This is a genomic window from Psychrobacter sp. 1Y6, assembly GCF_052258385.2.
GTDB lineage: Bacteria > Pseudomonadota > Gammaproteobacteria > Pseudomonadales > Moraxellaceae > Psychrobacter.
In genome coordinates this window covers 2,047,293-2,063,589 of record NZ_JBQQEW020000001.1, presented here as the reverse complement: position 1 = coordinate 2,063,589, position 16,297 = coordinate 2,047,293, and the positions used below count along the sequence as shown (strand labels likewise).

General features: G+C 43.5%; 15 protein-coding genes. 9 read left to right on the top strand and 6 right to left on the bottom strand.

Annotated elements, in window-relative coordinates; all coding sequences use genetic code 11:
• Positions 1-74: 74 nt before the first annotated feature.
• Both ACTXGF_RS22325 and ACTXGF_RS22320 read left to right on the top strand, forming a co-directional pair.
• The gene (locus ACTXGF_RS22325; protein ID WP_443532722.1) at positions 75-590 is read left to right on the top strand and encodes a flavin reductase; all 516 of its coding nucleotides are present in this window, start codon (positions 75-77) and stop codon (positions 588-590) included.
• A 127-nt stretch (positions 591-717) separates the two neighbouring features.
• Complete coding sequence (locus ACTXGF_RS22320) at positions 718-1,533, top strand: sulfite exporter TauE/SafE family protein (protein ID WP_443532723.1); 816 nt, start codon at positions 718-720, stop codon at positions 1,531-1,533.
• 147 nt (positions 1,534-1,680) lie between these two features.
• Here the strand turns inward: ACTXGF_RS22320 and ACTXGF_RS22315 are convergent, their stop codons facing one another.
• The 3 genes from ACTXGF_RS22315 to lipB form a co-directional block, all read right to left on the bottom strand.
• Positions 1,681-2,145 (bottom strand): hypothetical protein, encoded by a 465-nt coding sequence (locus tag ACTXGF_RS22315; protein ID WP_443532725.1) that lies wholly within the window; start codon positions 2,143-2,145, stop codon positions 1,681-1,683.
• A 157-nt stretch (positions 2,146-2,302) separates the two neighbouring features.
• Entirely contained in the window at positions 2,303-2,833 is a 531-nt protein-coding gene (locus ACTXGF_RS22310; RefSeq protein WP_443532726.1) for an inorganic diphosphatase, read from the bottom strand.
• Between the two features lie 194 nt (positions 2,834-3,027).
• A complete protein-coding gene (lipB, locus tag ACTXGF_RS22305) occupies positions 3,028-3,831 on the bottom strand; it encodes a lipoyl(octanoyl) transferase LipB (protein WP_443532727.1) in 804 nt (267 codons plus the stop codon).
• 406 nt (positions 3,832-4,237) lie between these two features.
• Between lipB and ACTXGF_RS22300 the strand changes: the two genes are divergently transcribed.
• The 4 genes from ACTXGF_RS22300 (at position 4,238) to pncB (ending at position 10,600) form a co-directional block, all read left to right on the top strand.
• Positions 4,238-5,722 (top strand): coniferyl aldehyde dehydrogenase, encoded by a 1,485-nt coding sequence (locus tag ACTXGF_RS22300; protein ID WP_443532728.1) that lies wholly within the window; start codon positions 4,238-4,240, stop codon positions 5,720-5,722.
• A 453-nt stretch (positions 5,723-6,175) separates the two neighbouring features.
• Positions 6,176-8,104: a glycine betaine ABC transporter substrate-binding protein gene (locus ACTXGF_RS22295; protein WP_443532729.1), complete on the top strand. Its 1,929-nt coding sequence runs from the start codon at positions 6,176-6,178 to the stop codon at positions 8,102-8,104.
• An 85-nt stretch (positions 8,105-8,189) separates the two neighbouring features.
• Positions 8,190-9,101 carry an ATP-binding cassette domain-containing protein gene (locus tag ACTXGF_RS22290; RefSeq protein WP_397477006.1) on the top strand — a complete coding sequence of 304 codons (912 nt, stop codon included), beginning with the start codon at positions 8,190-8,192 and terminating at the stop codon, positions 9,099-9,101.
• Positions 9,102-9,373: 272 nt separating this feature from the next.
• Positions 9,374-10,600: a nicotinate phosphoribosyltransferase gene (gene pncB / locus ACTXGF_RS22285; RefSeq protein ID WP_298807784.1), complete on the top strand. Its 1,227-nt coding sequence runs from the start codon at positions 9,374-9,376 to the stop codon at positions 10,598-10,600.
• Between the two features lie 82 nt (positions 10,601-10,682).
• Here the strand turns inward: pncB and xseB are convergent, their stop codons facing one another.
• From xseB to ACTXGF_RS22270, 3 genes are all read right to left on the bottom strand, one after another.
• Positions 10,683-10,928 carry an exodeoxyribonuclease VII small subunit gene (xseB, locus tag ACTXGF_RS22280; protein ID WP_101205385.1) on the bottom strand — a complete coding sequence of 82 codons (246 nt, stop codon included), beginning with the start codon at positions 10,926-10,928 and terminating at the stop codon, positions 10,683-10,685.
• Positions 10,929-10,986: 58 nt separating this feature from the next.
• Entirely contained in the window at positions 10,987-12,519 is a 1,533-nt protein-coding gene (xseA, locus tag ACTXGF_RS22275; protein WP_443532732.1) for an exodeoxyribonuclease VII large subunit, read from the bottom strand.
• A gap of 369 nt (positions 12,520-12,888) precedes the next feature.
• Positions 12,889-13,257, bottom strand: coding sequence for a hypothetical protein (locus ACTXGF_RS22270; RefSeq protein ID WP_397477009.1), 369 nt, complete (start codon positions 13,255-13,257; stop codon positions 12,889-12,891).
• A 302-nt stretch (positions 13,258-13,559) separates the two neighbouring features.
• Between ACTXGF_RS22270 and ACTXGF_RS22265 the strand changes: the two genes are divergently transcribed.
• The 3 genes from ACTXGF_RS22265 to ACTXGF_RS22255 all read left to right on the top strand — a co-directional run bounded on the left by ACTXGF_RS22265 (position 13,560) and on the right by ACTXGF_RS22255 (position 16,244).
• On the top strand, positions 13,560-14,210 hold the full coding sequence (locus ACTXGF_RS22265; protein WP_397477010.1) for an alpha/beta hydrolase: 651 nt from the start codon (positions 13,560-13,562) through the stop codon (positions 14,208-14,210).
• A gap of 142 nt (positions 14,211-14,352) precedes the next feature.
• Positions 14,353-15,453: a cell division protein ZapE gene (zapE, locus tag ACTXGF_RS22260; protein WP_443532734.1), complete on the top strand. Its 1,101-nt coding sequence runs from the start codon at positions 14,353-14,355 to the stop codon at positions 15,451-15,453.
• Between the two features lie 122 nt (positions 15,454-15,575).
• On the top strand, positions 15,576-16,244 hold the full coding sequence (locus tag ACTXGF_RS22255; RefSeq protein ID WP_443532736.1) for a nitroreductase family protein: 669 nt from the start codon (positions 15,576-15,578) through the stop codon (positions 16,242-16,244).
• The last annotated feature ends 53 nt before the right edge of the window (positions 16,245-16,297 follow it).

Below are 16,297 nucleotides of genomic sequence, written 5' to 3'. Positions count from 1 at the left end.
AATTTCCTTTGCAAAGCTAAAATTTAAGCACAATTTTTTAACGTTATTTTTTAACGTTTCTCGGGATTGAAGCAATGATTAAAGATAGGATTGACGCGACCGACTTTAGAGATGCCATGTCTTTGCTAACGACTGCGGTCAATGTGGTGACCACATCAGGCGCGACGGGCATACATGGGTTTACAGCATCGGCAGTATGTAGTGTCACAGACACACCGCCGACCTTGCTTGTCTGTATGAATCAAACATCTCGGTCACATGGCTATTTTCTGGAAAACAAGATTTTAACTGTCAATGTGTTAGGCGCGCAACATGAGCAGCTGTCCAATGCTTTTGCCTCTAAACTGTGTTCAGAAGAACGGTTTGAATATGGTTCTTGGACACAATTACAAACAGGCGCTCCTGTATTGGAAGATGCGTTGGTCAGCTTTGATTGTGAGATTGAACAAATTCAAGAAGTCGGCACGCATAGCATCTTTATGTGCCGCGTTGTCGCCATCAATCAGGCTGAGCCACAAGGCGTAACTGATGAAGGGTTGGTTTACTTTAACCGTGCCTATTCTAGAGTTGGGCAAGTAGAGCTTATTTAATCCAATATTTATAGTCCAACATCTATAATCCAACACCTAAGCCTATGGACTATTGCTCGTTCAACAGTAAGCAGTCATTTAACTATAATAATCATCTCATTAAATCTAAATAAGAAGTAACTATCCTGTGGAATTAATAACTTTTTTAATAATAGGGGCGCTAGCAGGATTTGCTGCGGGGCTATTTGGAGTAGGCGGTGGCACTATTATCGTGCCACTGCTATTTATTGTCTTTACGCAAATGGGTTACAGTCCTGACAGTATTATGCACTTGGCCTTGGGTACTTCACTAGCGACTATTATTGTCACATCTATAAGCTCGGTCATGGCGCATAACAAAAAGGGCGCAGTCATGTGGCCTGTCTTTAAAAATCTGACGCCAGGCTTAGCGATAGGCTGCTTTTTAGGGGCGGGGATCGCAGGACAGATATCTGGATTATATCTGCAGTTGATTGTTGGTGTGTTTTTGCTTTGGGTCGCTTATAAAATGTTTATGGGTGGCAAAAAGAAAGCAAATAGCGATGCTGGTAATGTCCATATAGCTTTGCCTTCAAAACCTAAGCAACTAGCAGCAGGAGCTGGTATCGGTATCGCTTCTGCTATTTTTGGGATTGGCGGTGGTAGCTTAACCGTACCTTATCTCACGCGTTACGGTGTAGTGATGCAAAAAGCCGTTGGAACCTCAGCCGCTTGTGGATTGCCTATCGCGATTGCAGGTGCGCTAGGATTTATGTTCTTTGGTATGCAAGCTCAAGTCGACGTGCCCAATACGATTGGCTTTGTCCATATCTATGCTTTTTTAGGTATTAGTATCATGAGCTTTTTTACCGCCAAGCTAGGCGCAAAAGTTGCTCACGCATTATCGCCACAGTTGCTGAAAAAATGCTTTGCAGTACTGTTGACTGTCGTAGGCTGTTACTTTTTATATAAAGGGTTGCTATAAGTGATTTGAGAGTTATAAACGTTTTGAGATGCTTTAAGGGCAGGTTTTCAATTAGCATACCGACTAGCTACATTCTTAAATTATAGCTAGTCGGTATGCAGTTTTATAGAAGGTATGTTGATTCAGTCCTTTATTTAGCTAAATCACTTAACCAAATACTCGCCATAATATCCAAAATATTCCTATCATCAAGACAGCAATGACGAGCAGTCGTTTTAGCCAATAAGGTAGTAGAGGTTTCTTGTAGCCTAAGTCATTCAACTGACTATCGACACCATCTTGCAGCCCTTTAAACCCTTGGCTCTGCTTAGTCGTTTTAACACGGTTTTTTACCAATGGTCCAGGCTCTTCTTCCTCTTGTTCTCTATCAAAGCTAATGGCTTGATTTGGAATGCCTTGTTTACTAGCGATGGTATTAAGCTTCTGTTGTTGCTTTACCTTTAGCTGGGTCTCATAAGCATCAATTTTACTTTTGGCTTCATCCATACTGATGTTCTCGTCTGCCGCCAAAGTTTTAATGGCCATTACTAAGTTGTTTTTTTCGACCATCATAATGACGTCTCTTGGCAACTTGGTATTGACCGGTTTTGCGCTAGGGTCGGGGTTAAACATGACTGTCCTTATTACGGCGTATAAGTGTGAATGAGTAATATGCTCATTATAACCATGTTAGATAAGCAATGTTCAAGCAGAAAAATACCGCGGCCACTATGGTGACTGCGGTATTTTATTATTTATCATTATTGGCATTTTTGCCAATATTTGATAATTATAGATCTTTCCAACGTTGGATAGACTCTTTGATAACTTCTTTCGCTTCTGCAACATCACCCCAAGATTCAACAACCGTCGTACCAGCTTTTTTCAGATCTTTATAATGACTGAAATGGAACTCTAATTGGTTGATCAACTGCTTTGGTAGGTCTTCTAAGCTGTTGTAAGCATTGCCTGTGTCACGGTCATCAGCAGGGACAACAACGATTTTGTCATCTACTTCGCCATCATCAACAAACTTCATCACGCCGATAATTTTGGCTTTTAAGAAAATACCAGTCGGTAATGGCTGTTCAGTCAATAGCAATACGTCAAGCTCATCGCCGTCTTCGTCAAGTGTTTGTGGGATGAAACCATAGTTACAAGGTTTGGCAAAAATCTGTGGGTCAATACGGTCAAGCTCAAATACTGCTAATTCGCGATTCCACTCAATTTTATGGCTGCTACCAGCTGGGATCTCTACTACTACGTTGATGATGCCGCCGTCTACGTCGCCTGCGTCCAAAATTTTGTTAAAATCTGCCATAAAATGCTCCAATTTGCTTTTGTTTTAAATGTTTGAATAAGGGGTTGAGCTAGGGATCCAGCAAGGATAGTTGCTGCGTCCGATTTGTACTGCATGCGATTATAGCAAGTTTGTACTGAATTTTCTCTTAATGCTTAAGTCTAAGCGTGCAAGATATTATGCAAAAAAAGATTATGCAAAAATGGGCTCAAAACTTACTTAGGCGCGATAGCTCGCAACTCAATCAGTCCAGCATGGCGCTTGGCAATATTATCGATAAGTTTTTGAGTGACTGTCTCATAGCTGAATGAGTTACTCATCTGCTGCTCTGTTTGCTCTGAATCTGTCTGCATGGCTACAAAATCAGACAGTCGCAACATTTGCATGCCGGCATAGCCACAAGGGTTGATGGCGTTAAATGAAGACAAGTCACAATTTAAATTAATCGCAATACCATGGTAGCTAAAGCCATGCTTAATCTTAAAGCCTAGCGAGGCCATTTTGCCAAGCATAATCTTATTATCCAGAGAACTGTCATCTGTTGCAGCAGTATCTGCATATAAGTAGACACCTGGGGCATCGCGGCGTGCATGAGCACTGATATTGTCGCTACTAGATGGTGAGCTACGCAAACAGTCATTGATGACGTCTTCTATCGCTTGCTCAGCATGGGAGACAAGATTGCGCACACTCCATTTAAGACTGTCCAAGTCAAACAACCAATAGATCACTAACTGCCCATGACCATGCCATGTCACTTGACCACCGCGATCGGTCTTGATGATAGGCGTATCAGTGCGCTGTAATATGTGTTCTTCTTTGCCTGCCTGTCCAAGCGTGTAGACGTCGTTATGATCTACAATCCATAATTCATCAGGCGTACGCAGCCCTTGTCGTTTCTTTAGATCGATACGTTCAAGGGTGCGTGCTAGCATCGCATCGAGAGTAGGGACATAATCGGCCGCTGAGAGAGATTTGCTGACAAGCGTATCATTAAGGAGTTGTGTGTCATTTTGCATGAGAGTATCTGTCTTATTATTATCAAGTTTAAAATAAATAATGCTCATCGGTAGTGTAGCAGTTTTGGCGACTATCGCCCAAAGATATATACTGTCGTAATGTCTGCAAGTGGTGTAAATGCTAATAATAAACAGCTAACAATGGACGAAAAAGTAACTGGTATAGAACAGTGGTAGGTCGCTTACAAAGGTACTGCTAGTACAGACGCAGTAGTCAACCAAAGGTGCTGTTCATTGCTCAGTCGATGCGCTACATTAAAGTGTGATGAATGGAATCTGATGAAATTTATAGTCAGAGTAGGTTATCAAAGAGTGCACCTGACTAGAAAGATAGAGCCTCTAACCCAATATAATGTAGTGACTACAAACCTTATGACTATTACTATGATTATGACAAGGAAGACAAATGACAGATAGCAACCAAAGCGCCCATGAGCAGGCAGTGACCGAGACCGGTTTTGCGCTGCAGCGTGTGCCTGAAGCCCTAAGTACGGCGACGACTATCGATGAGATGAAAGTGCAATTTTCACGCTTGCAAATGTTAAGCCGTACCCAGCCAATCAATGATTGGGGCACTCGTACGATGCAGCTAGACAATCTAGAAGTGATGCTTAGCGATAACCAAGAGAGTTTTGCAAAGGCGATTAGTGCAGATTTTGGCTATCGTAGCCAGTCAGAGACGCAGTTTGCTGAGTTATTTCCTAGCTTTACCGGTATCAGCCATGCCAAAAAACACGGCAAAAAATGGATGAAAGCACATCGTGCGCCTATCTCAGCGCTGTATATGCCAGCCCACAATGAAATTCAGCCGCAGCCTTTGGGTGTGGTCGGTATTATGGTGCCTTGGAACTATCCGTTATTTCTAGCAATCGGCCCTATGATTGATGCAATCACCGCGGGCAACCGCATCATGGTCAAGATGAGTGAAGCTGCGCCGCAATTTGCCCAGACGTTTGCTGACGCAATTGCTCGTTATTTTTCGCCAGATATGATCTGTGTGGTACTCGGTGAAGTTGAGATTGCCGCCGCCTTTAGTGAGTTACCGTTTGACCATCTGCTGTATACCGGATCAACTGCGGTGGGCAAAAAGGTCATGGCTGCCGCTGCACCAAATCTAACGCCAGTGACGCTTGAGCTTGGTGGCAAATCACCAGTGATTGTACTGGATGATGCCAATCTAGAGTCTGTCGTCAATCGTGTGATGATGGGGAAGACACTAAATGCTGGGCAGACGTGTATTGCGCCAGATTATGTTTTGATTCAGCGCCAATACCATGACCAGTTTATCCAACTTGCAAAAGAGTGGATGACCAAGCATTATCCTGATATCGAAGAAAACCCAGATTATTCTCGCATTATTAATAGTGAGCAGTTCAAACGGGTAAAAGGCTATCTAGATGCGTTAACCGGCGGCGAGGTACATGCGTTAACTACCGTTGAGCCTAATATAGAAACCCGTCTAATGCCACCAGTCATCGTCAGCGAACCTGCGCCTGACAGCGACCTTATGCAAAACGAAATTTTTGCCCCGATTTTGCCGCTGATGCATTATGAGACGCTTGATGATGCCATTTATTTTGTGAACGCGCGTCCACGTCCATTGGCGCTATATGTGTTTAGTGACAACTACAGCAGTATCGAAAACGTACGTAATAATACGGTCTCAGGTGGCTTATGTATCAACGAAGTTTTGATACATGTAGCTCAGCATGATTTGCCATTTGGTGGTGTGGGTGACTCTGGTACTGGCGCGTACCATGGTAAGGCTGGCTTTGAACGCCTCAGCCATATGAAACCGATTTTTGTACAAACCAAGCTCAATGGCCTGAATTTATTACTGCCGCCTTATGGTGGACTGTTTAAAAAGGCGATGGCGCTGTTTTTAAAATAACTGTTCTTGAAATAAAGGTCTTTAAAATAACCGCTCTTAAAAGAGTTGTCTTTAAAGTAACTATTCTTGAAGTAGACGTTTTATAGTAGCTATAGAAAGTAATAGTGACCTTTTTAATCGATATCATAACCAATAGCACTTATCCAGATAGGTGCTATTTTTTTATCTAAAATATGAATTTTCAAACATGGATTTCTAAAATTAAGAGCGACTTATCTTAAGAGCTTTATCAAGATTATCGTAAATTTATATACTGAACTAATCGACAAATAAGCGTTTGTCATCACTTCTATAAATCGCTACACTTTGTAGTAAGTCTAAACAACAGTAGATAGTAGCTGAATGGTCTATGGCTAGCATTGGTAAACTTGATATAGCGACGTTTAGCTGTTTTTTAGTTCTATTGTTTCAATGGTGATTTCATGCCGATACAACATAATAATAGGAAAGAGTATGCGCCAATGGATTGCATTAAGCTTACTGTGGATGAGCGCGATACTACTGCCTGTATCGGCGTCTGCTACCTGTAACTCAACGATTAAATTTGGGGCACTGACATGGGAGAGTGGGCAGTTCACCTCCGGCGTACTCAGACATATCGTAGAAGATGGATACGGCTGCACAGTAGAGGAAGTACCAGGAGCAGGGCCTGCACTTGATACGGCGCTATCACAGAATGACATTCAGGTCATCGGGGAGCAGTGGGTTGGTCGCTCGCCAATCATGGAAAAAGCCATTGAGCAGAATAAAGTAGCCATCATCGGTGATACGCTAAAAGGTGGTGCAACTCAAGGCTGGTATGTCCCGCGATACGTCTTGGAAGAAAACCCAGGACTTCGTAGCTATCAAGATTTGCCTAAATATACTGAGCTATTTAAAGACCCTGAAGATCCTGGTAGATCACGCTTTATGAACTGCCCCTCTGGTTGGACATGTGAGATTTTTAACACACGTTTGCTAAAAACCACCGGTCTAGACAGTCTTTTTAACAACGCACATCCTGGTACGGGTGCTGCTCTCGATGCCGAAATTGCCTCCGCTTTTGAACAGCATAAGCCACTGTTGTTTTACTACTGGCAACCCACTGGGCTAATGGCAAAATATGACCTTGCGCCATTAGAGTTCCCAGCTTATGAGGATGCTTGTTGGCAAAATCTGCTGCTCGCTGATGGTAAGATGGATTGCGTGTCAGGATTCCCAGTATCGCCGCTAGGTATTGCCGTTTCTACCCCGTTTGTCGAATCCAATCCTGAACTAGCAGCTGTCTTTGAAAAGGTGCAATTTACCTCTGATGAGCTAAACGGTGCTATCTTGGAGATGAGCGAAAGTAAACACACTGGCGATGAGCAAGCCATGGTGTTTTTGCGTGACAACCCAGAGGTTTGGCAAGCATGGCTGTCCGATGAAGCCGCTACCAATCTCGCTACCAAGTTAGGTCTTAGCTCAACGGGTGCTACCTCTACCGGTACAACTGCATCTAATATCAATGCGTCAGCGCTTGCATCAAGCTTTCCTTCATGGTCGCTTGAGACCCCACTCAATAATGCCTTAGCAAACGTCGTCCAAAACTATGGCGATGTATTCCGTACTATTAGCACGATGGCCCTTACTTATCTGCTACTACCTATTGAGCGATTATTAACGGTTATCCCGCCTTGGTTGATTATTGCATTTGTGACTGTGCTTGGCTGGTTTGGTGTCCGCAAGATTTGGTTCGCGCTGGCATGTGGTGCAGGGCTGTTTTTGATTGGTGCTTTTGGTTTATGGGGCGCCCTGATTGATACTTTAGCGCTGCTTATCGTATCGGTACTGGTCACGGTGGTGATTGGCATTCCTATTGGTATCGCTATGTCAGGTAGCAAACTGCTACGCAAGATTGTGACGCCAGTGCTAGATATCATGCAGACCATGCCGAGTTTTGTATATCTTATACCAGTGTTGATGCTGTTTGGCATTGGTAAAGTGCCTGCGTTATTCGCGACCGTGATTTATGCGTTGCCGCCCTTGATTCGCCTGACGACATTAGGGATTACACAAGTCAATCATGAAATGGTCGAAGCAGGGCGCTCTTTTGGTAGTACGCATTTACAGCTACTTCTCTGGATTAAATTGCCACAAGCGTTGCCCAGTATTATGGCAGGTATCAATCAGGCTGTGATGATGTCACTTGCCATGGTGGTATTGGCCTCAATGATTGGTGCTCCTGGGCTTGGTGAAGACGTATTGCAATCTATCCAAACGCTCAATATCGGTCAGGGTCTACAAGCAGGTACGGCCATCGTTATCGTTGCTATTATCATTGACCGTATCACACAAGCATTTGGTCAAGGTAAGCGTACCCGTCAAAAAACCATCGAAGCAGGCAGACGTCCGATTGGATAAAAAATTATCTAGTGGTATACGATTGGACCAATGGTAATTGACCGAAGCCCTAATGATAAAAACCACGTGAATAGTGAGAGCACCGATGAATCATATCCAATTAAAAAATATCAGTAAAATCTATAATGCGAGTAGTACGCAAGCACAGTCTGCATTGGCATTGCTGGCTGAGGGTATGGATAGTATCAAGGTAAAAGAGCAAACGGGCTATTCAGTGGGTCTTTATGATATTAATCTAGATATTAAGGCAGGCGAGTTGCATTGTATTATGGGGCTATCAGGCTCAGGAAAATCAACGCTGATACGTCATATTAACCGCTTGATAGATCCAACCAGTGGTGAGATATGGGTAGATACTGCTCTGAATAGAGAAGATGCGACTCATACAATGGCTGATAGGCAATCAGTGACAGATAATACAAGTACGGCAGTAGAAGACAGTTCTGCTATGGCTATTAATATTTTAGCGCTCAACGATAAGCAGTTGCAGCATTATCGTCAGCAGACAGTCAGTATGGTTTTTCAGCATTTCGGCTTAGTGCCGCACATGACGGTCATACAAAATGTCGCTTATGGACTGCGTGTTCGAAAAATGAGCGTAAACGAGCGACATGAAACGGCACGACATTGGCTCAATGAAGTCGGTCTATCGAATTTGGAAAACAGCTACCCTGATGAGTTGTCAGGGGGTATGCAGCAGCGCGTTGGTCTGGCTCGTGCCTTAGCGACGGACAATCCAATTCTACTAATGGATGAAGCATTCTCTGCGCTTGATCCGCTTATTCGCGCTCAACTGCAAGACCAACTACTTGAATTGCAAGAACGATTGAACAAAACCATTGTATTTATTACCCATGATATCGATGAAGCTGTCAAAGTAGGTCAGCGTATCAGTATGCTAAATGGCGGTCGTCTTATACAAACGGGGACGCCAAACGAGTTACGGCATAATCCTGCTGATGATTATGTGGAGCAGTTTATGAGTGCAAAAGCGTAAGCCGTGTTAACCATCCATGAATAGGTTGTCTGGATAGACTTATACGATGTTTTTATGAATGGTTTAAATAATCGCAATCGTTTTACTGGCTTTTCACTATCATTTTGCTGCAATCAAAAGTGAACTCTGAAATAAATACCAAACTTCGTTATACTGAACGGTTTATCGATGGCTCATAATGAATGAGCGTGTATTGTTTATCGTCCACATATGATGTCGCTTTGTCTATCAAATGACGTTTGTTTCTTATTTTACACTTTTAAGGCCATAGCATGACCGTTTCTTATGCACCTATTATTACTTCATTGCTTGATAATGATTTGTACAAATTTACGATGTTACAAGCCATGCTGCATCAATTCCCGCAAACCCATGGTGTTTATCGCTTTCGCTGCCGTAATAACAAAGATGCAGCCTATCCATTGGCTGATATCCAAAAAGATCTAGAGCAGCAACTAGACAGCTTATGCGAATTGCGCTTTTTGCCAGATGAGCTAGAGTACTTACGTAGCTTACGCTTTATTCGCTCAGATTTCGTTGATTATCTAGAATTGTTTAAGCTAAAACGGCGTTTTATTACGGTAAGTACAGACGATAAAGGTCGCTTGTTTATCGATATCGAAGGGCCGATGATTCAAGCAATGTTCTTTGAAGTATTCGTACTAGCCATTGTCAATGAGCTGTATTTTGATGCGCTATCTAATGACAGCGTGATTGAAGAAGGACAACGTCGCCTCGATGCAAAAGTAGCGCTATTACATCAGTACGCCGAAAAGCAAGCTCAGTACGGTCAGGATATGCCGCCATTTATAGTTGCTGATTTTGGCACGCGTAGACGTTTTAGTCGACGCTGGCAAGCACATGTTGTAGAGACGCTACATAAAGCTGAGCCAAAGATAGTCGGTGGTACATCAAACGTGTATTTGGCCAAGCAATTAGGGATGACACCAATAGGCACAATGGCGCACGAGTTTATGCAAGCGTTTCAGGCATTAGATGTGCGTCTGCGTGATTCACAAAAGGCCGCACTTGAAGCATGGGTGCATGAGTATCGTGGCGACTTAGGTATTGCATTAACAGACGTAGTCGGCATGGATGCGTTCTTACGTGATTTCGACTTGTATTTTGCCAAGCTATTCGACGGTCTACGTCATGATAGCGGCGACCCTTACATCTGGGGCGATAAGGCAATTGCCCATTATGAGAAGTTAAAAATAGACCCAAAGACAAAGATTTTGACTTTTAGCGATGGCTTAAATTTAGAGAAGGCGTGGGAGCTGCATCAATATTTCAAAGGTCGCATTAGAACCAGTTTCGGCATCGGCACCAATCTAACCAATGATATGGGCATTACGCCGATTAATATCGTGCTCAAGTTGGTAGAGTGCAATGGTCAGCCAGTCGCCAAGCTGTCTGACAGCCCAGGCAAGACTATGATCAATAACGACACGTATCTTGCCTATCTGCGCCAAGTCTTTGAGGTTGACGAACCAGAGTAAACCAAATATCAAACTGTTGCGGCATTAAATGAGATTGATACGCTTGGCTTGACCAAACAGCTGCTATCTAGTGGCTGTTTTTTTAACTATCAACACTACTGGTAGATTTTTCTTCGGCAAAGGCCGCATCTAGTGCTTGCTGTACAGCATTGATACGAGTCTCGCAAACGCGATAAGCGGCAATAGATTCTTCGACCGTTGTCATCAGATTATCAATATCAGGCTCATCTTGCTGCTGCAATTCAGCGGCATTGGTTTTTAGAATATCGTAAGCCGCCTTAAAGGTCTTTGGGGCGGCTTTTTTGCGTCTGCGAGTAGGGGTAGTCATAAAATTTCCTAATTGTTAAAGGTAAGTCGGTGAGTAATCTGTAGATATTATTATGTGATTAAGTTGGAACGCCTGAGGTTTCCGTTGCTTTCTTATCCATATTGACACCGACAATCTGCGCTTTTGCGTTGCCATCTTTTAAAATGATATTAACGGTTTGCTCAGGATACAGTTGGGTACTACTAGTGAGTGTTTGCTTGTTTTGAGCATCCGTGAGCATGGTGTAGCCTTGCTTGAGCACGCGAGAGGGGCGATGTAATAGCACGATGTCACGTAGATGTTCGCTATCGCGCTGTGCTTGCACAATTTTCTGCTGCGCGTTCTGCATGATTGACTCTTGATGATTTCTGCTATTAGTAGCGGCTTTAGCGAGCTGTTGATGCGCTAAGGTTTGCGTTTGTGTGTATCGCTCAGCTGTCAGCCTGACTGCTTGCTTTACTTGGCGCTGGGCACTTTGTTGAATACTGCGCCATGCATAGTCACTGTCTTTTCGTAGAGCGGTGAGCTGCCCAATCGTTTGCGACTGTATTTGGCTTAACTGGCGTGCGGTTTGTTGCTCAGCAATATTCAATTGACGCTGAGCCGCTTGCTTGATTTGCGCTTGATATTGTAGCGTCTGAGTGACGAGCTGGGCTAAATGGCTATGGATAGCAGCAATCACCTTTGAGGGTGTGTCAAAACTGGTATGTGCCACTTCATCTAAGATGACTTTGTCACGCTCATGACCGATACCTACCCAGACAGGAATAGGCTGCTCGGCAACCAAAGCTGCCAGCTCATAATCATTGAGATAAGCCAAGTCACCAACCGCACCGCCGCCGCGAATAATAACCAACAAGTCTGGTAGACGCTGATAAGTATCGTAAAACTGCTGCTGGGCGCTAACGATGGCTTGGCGGATTTCAGCAGGCGCATGATTACCCTGAAAAGTCGCATTATGGTAGTGGAAGTGACACGCACCTGTACTGGCTAGACGATCGGCATCCGCTTGAAAATCACCCAATCCTGCTGCCTTTTCAGGAGCGATGACTAGCACATGCTCGATATCAAAAGGAGCAGGTAACTGCTGATTAAGATGTAATAGCCCTTCGCCTGTTAAGCGGTCGACCATTTCTGCATATTGCCGTGCTAAGTCGCCTAGCGTATAGCTGGGATCGATATCTTCAATCGTGATTGAGAAGCCGTACTGGGCATGAAATCCTGCCGATACTTTGAGGAGTACGGTCAAGTCACGCTCAAGCGGCATACCCGTTGCGCGCTCAAACTTGGCTAATACACGAGCAGCTTTAAAACGCCATAGATTGCCGCGGCAGCTGGCGACCACTTTGCCATCGTCATCTTTTTCTGCTAGTTCAAAGTAGTAATGACCACCTTTACTCGACAGATTACGAATTTCAGCTTTTACCCAGACACGGTGGTCAAAAGTTTGTTTGATGACCATTTCAACCGCTGATAAGTAATCACTCAGGCGTAGGACCGTATCCTCTAAATGATCTTCCTGCTCAGCGAGTTCCGCCTCTAGAGTGGCCAAATCTTTGGCAGGTGCTAATACTTTGGCCTGTTTAATATTTGAAAGATTGGGTTTGCGCATAATATTAGACCAAAGATAATGAAAATATAAAGACTGACGAGGATGTGCTGAATACGTAGCGGATAGTTTAACTTAAAAAGGAGAGCACAAAAAGCGAAGCCAACAAGCTTTGATTGATATATTATCTATATCGCAGTTTGTTGGCTGTTTAATCAGAGAACGATTGTATGTCACTTCATGTTAGCGGTTAGATCGTAAACCTGTTTGCGTCTAAAAGAGATTGTCGTGTAGAGAAAAGTAGATAGATATTTTTATCTAGATATAGTCGGTTCGAGATAATTTAGATACAAGGAAGGCAAGCGAAAGTGCTACAAATAGTAGACTGAGTGAGCCTGACACTGTATCTGATTTATATGGTATTGACGATATTTATTGGCAGCGAAAGTTAATGGTATATTCATAATCATCGTTACGTGACAGATCTGGTGTACCCGTGCCAAATATCGAGCCAACGACAGCTCCTACTTGGCCAACCATACGGCCAGTACGCTCATTTAAGATACCGTTATATTTTACGTTGTCATCAACGATAATCACTTGCTTGCTTCGACAAGTTTTTTGAGCACTATCGATCGCATTTTGTTGTGCTTTGACCTTGGTATCAGCGATACCGGTTGTCTCATAGATAGAGTTGGCACGCTGAATCACGGGTGAGGAAGGTGTACTTTGACAGGCGCTCAAAGCAAGTGCAGCCACTAACGTTGCCGTCAAACTGGCAGTTTTATTAAAAGTGTTCATAAGTAATTCCTGATTTATATAAGCAGAACGTCTTAGCTATAGGCAAAGCTTTATGAATGTAACTTATCCAGATATTAAGTGTCTAGACAGTTATTGTGTGCTGTATTACCGGTATATTGCCGATGAACCTTGCCCTAGATATAAACGAGTTTAATATCTTAAGAACAGCAATATTTCAAAACTACAGACAACCGTTATGGACCAAAAATAAAACAAGTCGCATCCGTACACAGCAAATCACTTGAAATATAAATTGTATCTAGGATAATTGAGCCATTCATTTTTTATTAATAAGTAATACTATGCAATTAATTCCTGCTCCTGCTGGCGTGCTCGAGGTTGACGCACTGTGGCAAAATGATAATCCTAATGATCCAAATACAGACACGGTGGCGCTACTGTGCCATCCCAATCCGTTGTTTGATGGTACGATGAATAACAAAGTGGTCACCACCATGTATCGCTTTGCCCGTGATAATGGTATGCATGTGGTGCGCTTTAACTTTCGCGGTGTGGGGCAGTCCACCGGCGAGCATGATTACGCGGAAGGTGAAGTGGTCGATGCAATGACCGTGCTACAATGGATTGCTGAACAAACCAATGCTCGAAAGCTATGGCTGGGTGGTTTTTCTTTTGGTGGCTATGTCACGGCACGCGTGGCTGAGCAAGTGCTTGAAGCTGCACATATATGGGGACTGGGTGACTTTGAAGTCACGAAAATTGCCCTTATCGCACCATCAGTCGAAAAAAACGACAGTACTGATATTAATCTGCCTGCGGATAGAACTTTTGAGATTTATGGTAATGCGGATGAAGTGATTGAACCTGACAATATGCAGGCATTTGCAGACCGATTAGGTATTGAAGTCAGCGTGGTCGATGGCGCGGGTCATTTCTTCCATGGTCGCTTATCAGAGCTCAAGGGCTTATTAGACAAGCATAGCTTTGGGTAGGATAGCTAATTTATTTGCTACCTAGCTCAGCTTGATAGCTTCCGTTTTGATATGGTTTAGCATGGCTTGCTTGGCAGCACCAGCATTATGCTAAATTATCCTACTATTTTGATATTTATTTAATCCAACGATGAGTCGTATTATGAGTTTATCTCCATTGCAACGTTACGAGAAAGCCGTCAGTACAGATGAGTTTACTCGGGATGAGCAGCAATTTCAGGCCATGAGCTATCTTGATGAGATATACGATCAGCTCATCAATAGCGCACCGCAAAAGAAAGGTTTTTTTGGCTTTTTAAAATCTAAGCCAGTCGCGCCAACGGGCCTTTATATGTGGGGCGGTGTGGGCCGCGGTAAAACGTGGATGATGGACATGTTTTATGACTCGTTGACCATCGAGCGCAAGATGCGTCTGCATTTCCATCATTTTATGCAGCGTGTCCATAGAGAGCTTAACAAACTACAAGGTGAGAGCGATCCACTCGAAAAAGTCGCTGATATTATTTATAAAGAAGCGGTTATTATTTGTTTTGATGAGTTTTTTGTTTCTAATGTCTCTGATGCCATGATATTGGGCGATTTGTTCACTATGCTGTTCAATCGCGGTATTACTTTGGTTGCCACCTCAAACATTGAGCCAGCTGGACTGTATAAAGATGGCTTACATCGTGACCGTTTTATGCCTGCCATTGCGGAAGTTGAGCGTCATACGACGGTAATGAATATCGACTCGGGAATTGATTATCGTCTGCGCGTATTGCAGCAAGCTGAATTATACGAAGCGCCGCTTACTAAGGCGAACTATCATTGGCTAGCCAACCGTTTTGCGAGCTTATCTAATAATCAGAAAATCAGTAAAGAGCCCATTACTATCAATGGACGAGAAGTAAAAATCAACGCTTGTACCGAAGATATCTTATTCTGTGACTTCCGTCATCTCTGTATGGCACCGCGCTCAGCCGCTGATTTTATTGAGCTTGCCAAACGCTTTAGCACTGTTTTAGTTGACTCTGTGCCAGCACTGGATGACGACTTGCGTGATCCAACGCGCCGTTTCATTTATCTCGTTGATGAATTTTATGATCGCCGTGTAAAATTATTGGTACGGGCAGAGCAGCCTATTCTAGACTTGTACCAAGGAGAGAAGCTAGCGTTTGAGATTGAACGTACTCGCTCACGTCTGCTTGAGATGCAGTCAGAAGACTACCTACGCATGGACCACCGAGTCGAAGATGTTGCGTAGTTTATCGCTGAGTTGAGACTGCCTATGTGTAGCTCTCAACTGCTCTATAGCTGTTAAAAAATAAGAAAATGATATTATAAATAATAAGTAGTGATAGATAATAATAAATTAAGGATAAAACAATGACTACAACTGACAATGCTGATAATGAAAGTCAAGAAGTAGAAGATAAAAAACTGTCTGTGAAGAACGTAGCAGCGAATGATATCTCATCTACCAGTGACGAGCTGATAGGTTGGATCAATTCAAGACGCAGTATGGGCAATCTAGATGAGCCAGCCCCGACGCGTGCGCAGATTGAATCTGCCATTGAGTGTGCGGCGACTGCGCCAGATCATAAAAAATTGCGTCCGTGGCGCTTTATCGTGACGCAAGGTGAGGCGCGCCATGAATTAGGCCGTGCCTTGCTCGAAGCTGCCCAAGCAAAATCGCTACAAGATGGCGAAGAGTTGTCTGAAAAAACCATCACTAAAACTAAAAATATGCCGCTGCGAGCACCGCTAATCATAACGGCCGTGACTCAAATGCAAGAACACAAAAAAGTGCCACCTTTTGAACAGATGCTCAGTGCGGGTGCCGCTGTGCAAAATCTAATTTTGGCATTAAAAGCCCAAGGATTTAGTACGGTTTGGCGCACTGGGCTGCTGTGTAATGAGCCTGCGGTAAAAGCATATTTCGGTGTAGGCCCAGATGATTATGTGACCGCTTTTGTTTATACTGGAACAAGTCCCAAGGATGAGTCCAAACGCAAACCTATCGATATCGAACCGCTAGTTCGCTTCGAGTCGTAATGTAGCTCATTACTGTCTATTTATAAGATTATAATTGCACAAAGTTGTAATTC

What these genes read in the sequence shown, in the direction of transcription:
- ACTXGF_RS22325 (WP_443532722.1), top strand. Translation starts at nt 75, where the DNA reads ATGATTAAAGATAGGATTGACGCGACCGACTTTAGAGATGCCATGTCT.
- ACTXGF_RS22315 (WP_443532725.1), bottom strand. Translation starts at nt 2,145, where the DNA reads ATGTTTAACCCCGACCCTAGCGCAAAACCGGTCAATACCAAGTTGCCA.
- ACTXGF_RS22310 (WP_443532726.1), bottom strand. Translation starts at nt 2,833, where the DNA reads ATGGCAGATTTTAACAAAATTTTGGACGCAGGCGACGTAGACGGCGGC.
- lipB (WP_443532727.1), bottom strand. Translation starts at nt 3,831, where the DNA reads ATGCAAAATGACACACAACTCCTTAATGATACGCTTGTCAGCAAATCT.
- ACTXGF_RS22300 (WP_443532728.1), top strand. Translation starts at nt 4,238, where the DNA reads ATGACAGATAGCAACCAAAGCGCCCATGAGCAGGCAGTGACCGAGACC.
- ACTXGF_RS22295 (WP_443532729.1), top strand. Translation starts at nt 6,176, where the DNA reads ATGCGCCAATGGATTGCATTAAGCTTACTGTGGATGAGCGCGATACTA.
- ACTXGF_RS22290 (WP_397477006.1), top strand. Translation starts at nt 8,190, where the DNA reads ATGAATCATATCCAATTAAAAAATATCAGTAAAATCTATAATGCGAGT.
- pncB (WP_298807784.1), top strand. Translation starts at nt 9,374, where the DNA reads ATGACCGTTTCTTATGCACCTATTATTACTTCATTGCTTGATAATGAT.
- xseB (WP_101205385.1), bottom strand. Translation starts at nt 10,928, where the DNA reads ATGACTACCCCTACTCGCAGACGCAAAAAAGCCGCCCCAAAGACCTTT.
- xseA (WP_443532732.1), bottom strand. Translation starts at nt 12,519, where the DNA reads ATGCGCAAACCCAATCTTTCAAATATTAAACAGGCCAAAGTATTAGCA.
- ACTXGF_RS22270 (WP_397477009.1), bottom strand. Translation starts at nt 13,257, where the DNA reads ATGAACACTTTTAATAAAACTGCCAGTTTGACGGCAACGTTAGTGGCT.
- ACTXGF_RS22265 (WP_397477010.1), top strand. Translation starts at nt 13,560, where the DNA reads ATGCAATTAATTCCTGCTCCTGCTGGCGTGCTCGAGGTTGACGCACTG.
- zapE (WP_443532734.1), top strand. Translation starts at nt 14,353, where the DNA reads ATGAGTTTATCTCCATTGCAACGTTACGAGAAAGCCGTCAGTACAGAT.
- ACTXGF_RS22255 (WP_443532736.1), top strand. Translation starts at nt 15,576, where the DNA reads ATGACTACAACTGACAATGCTGATAATGAAAGTCAAGAAGTAGAAGAT.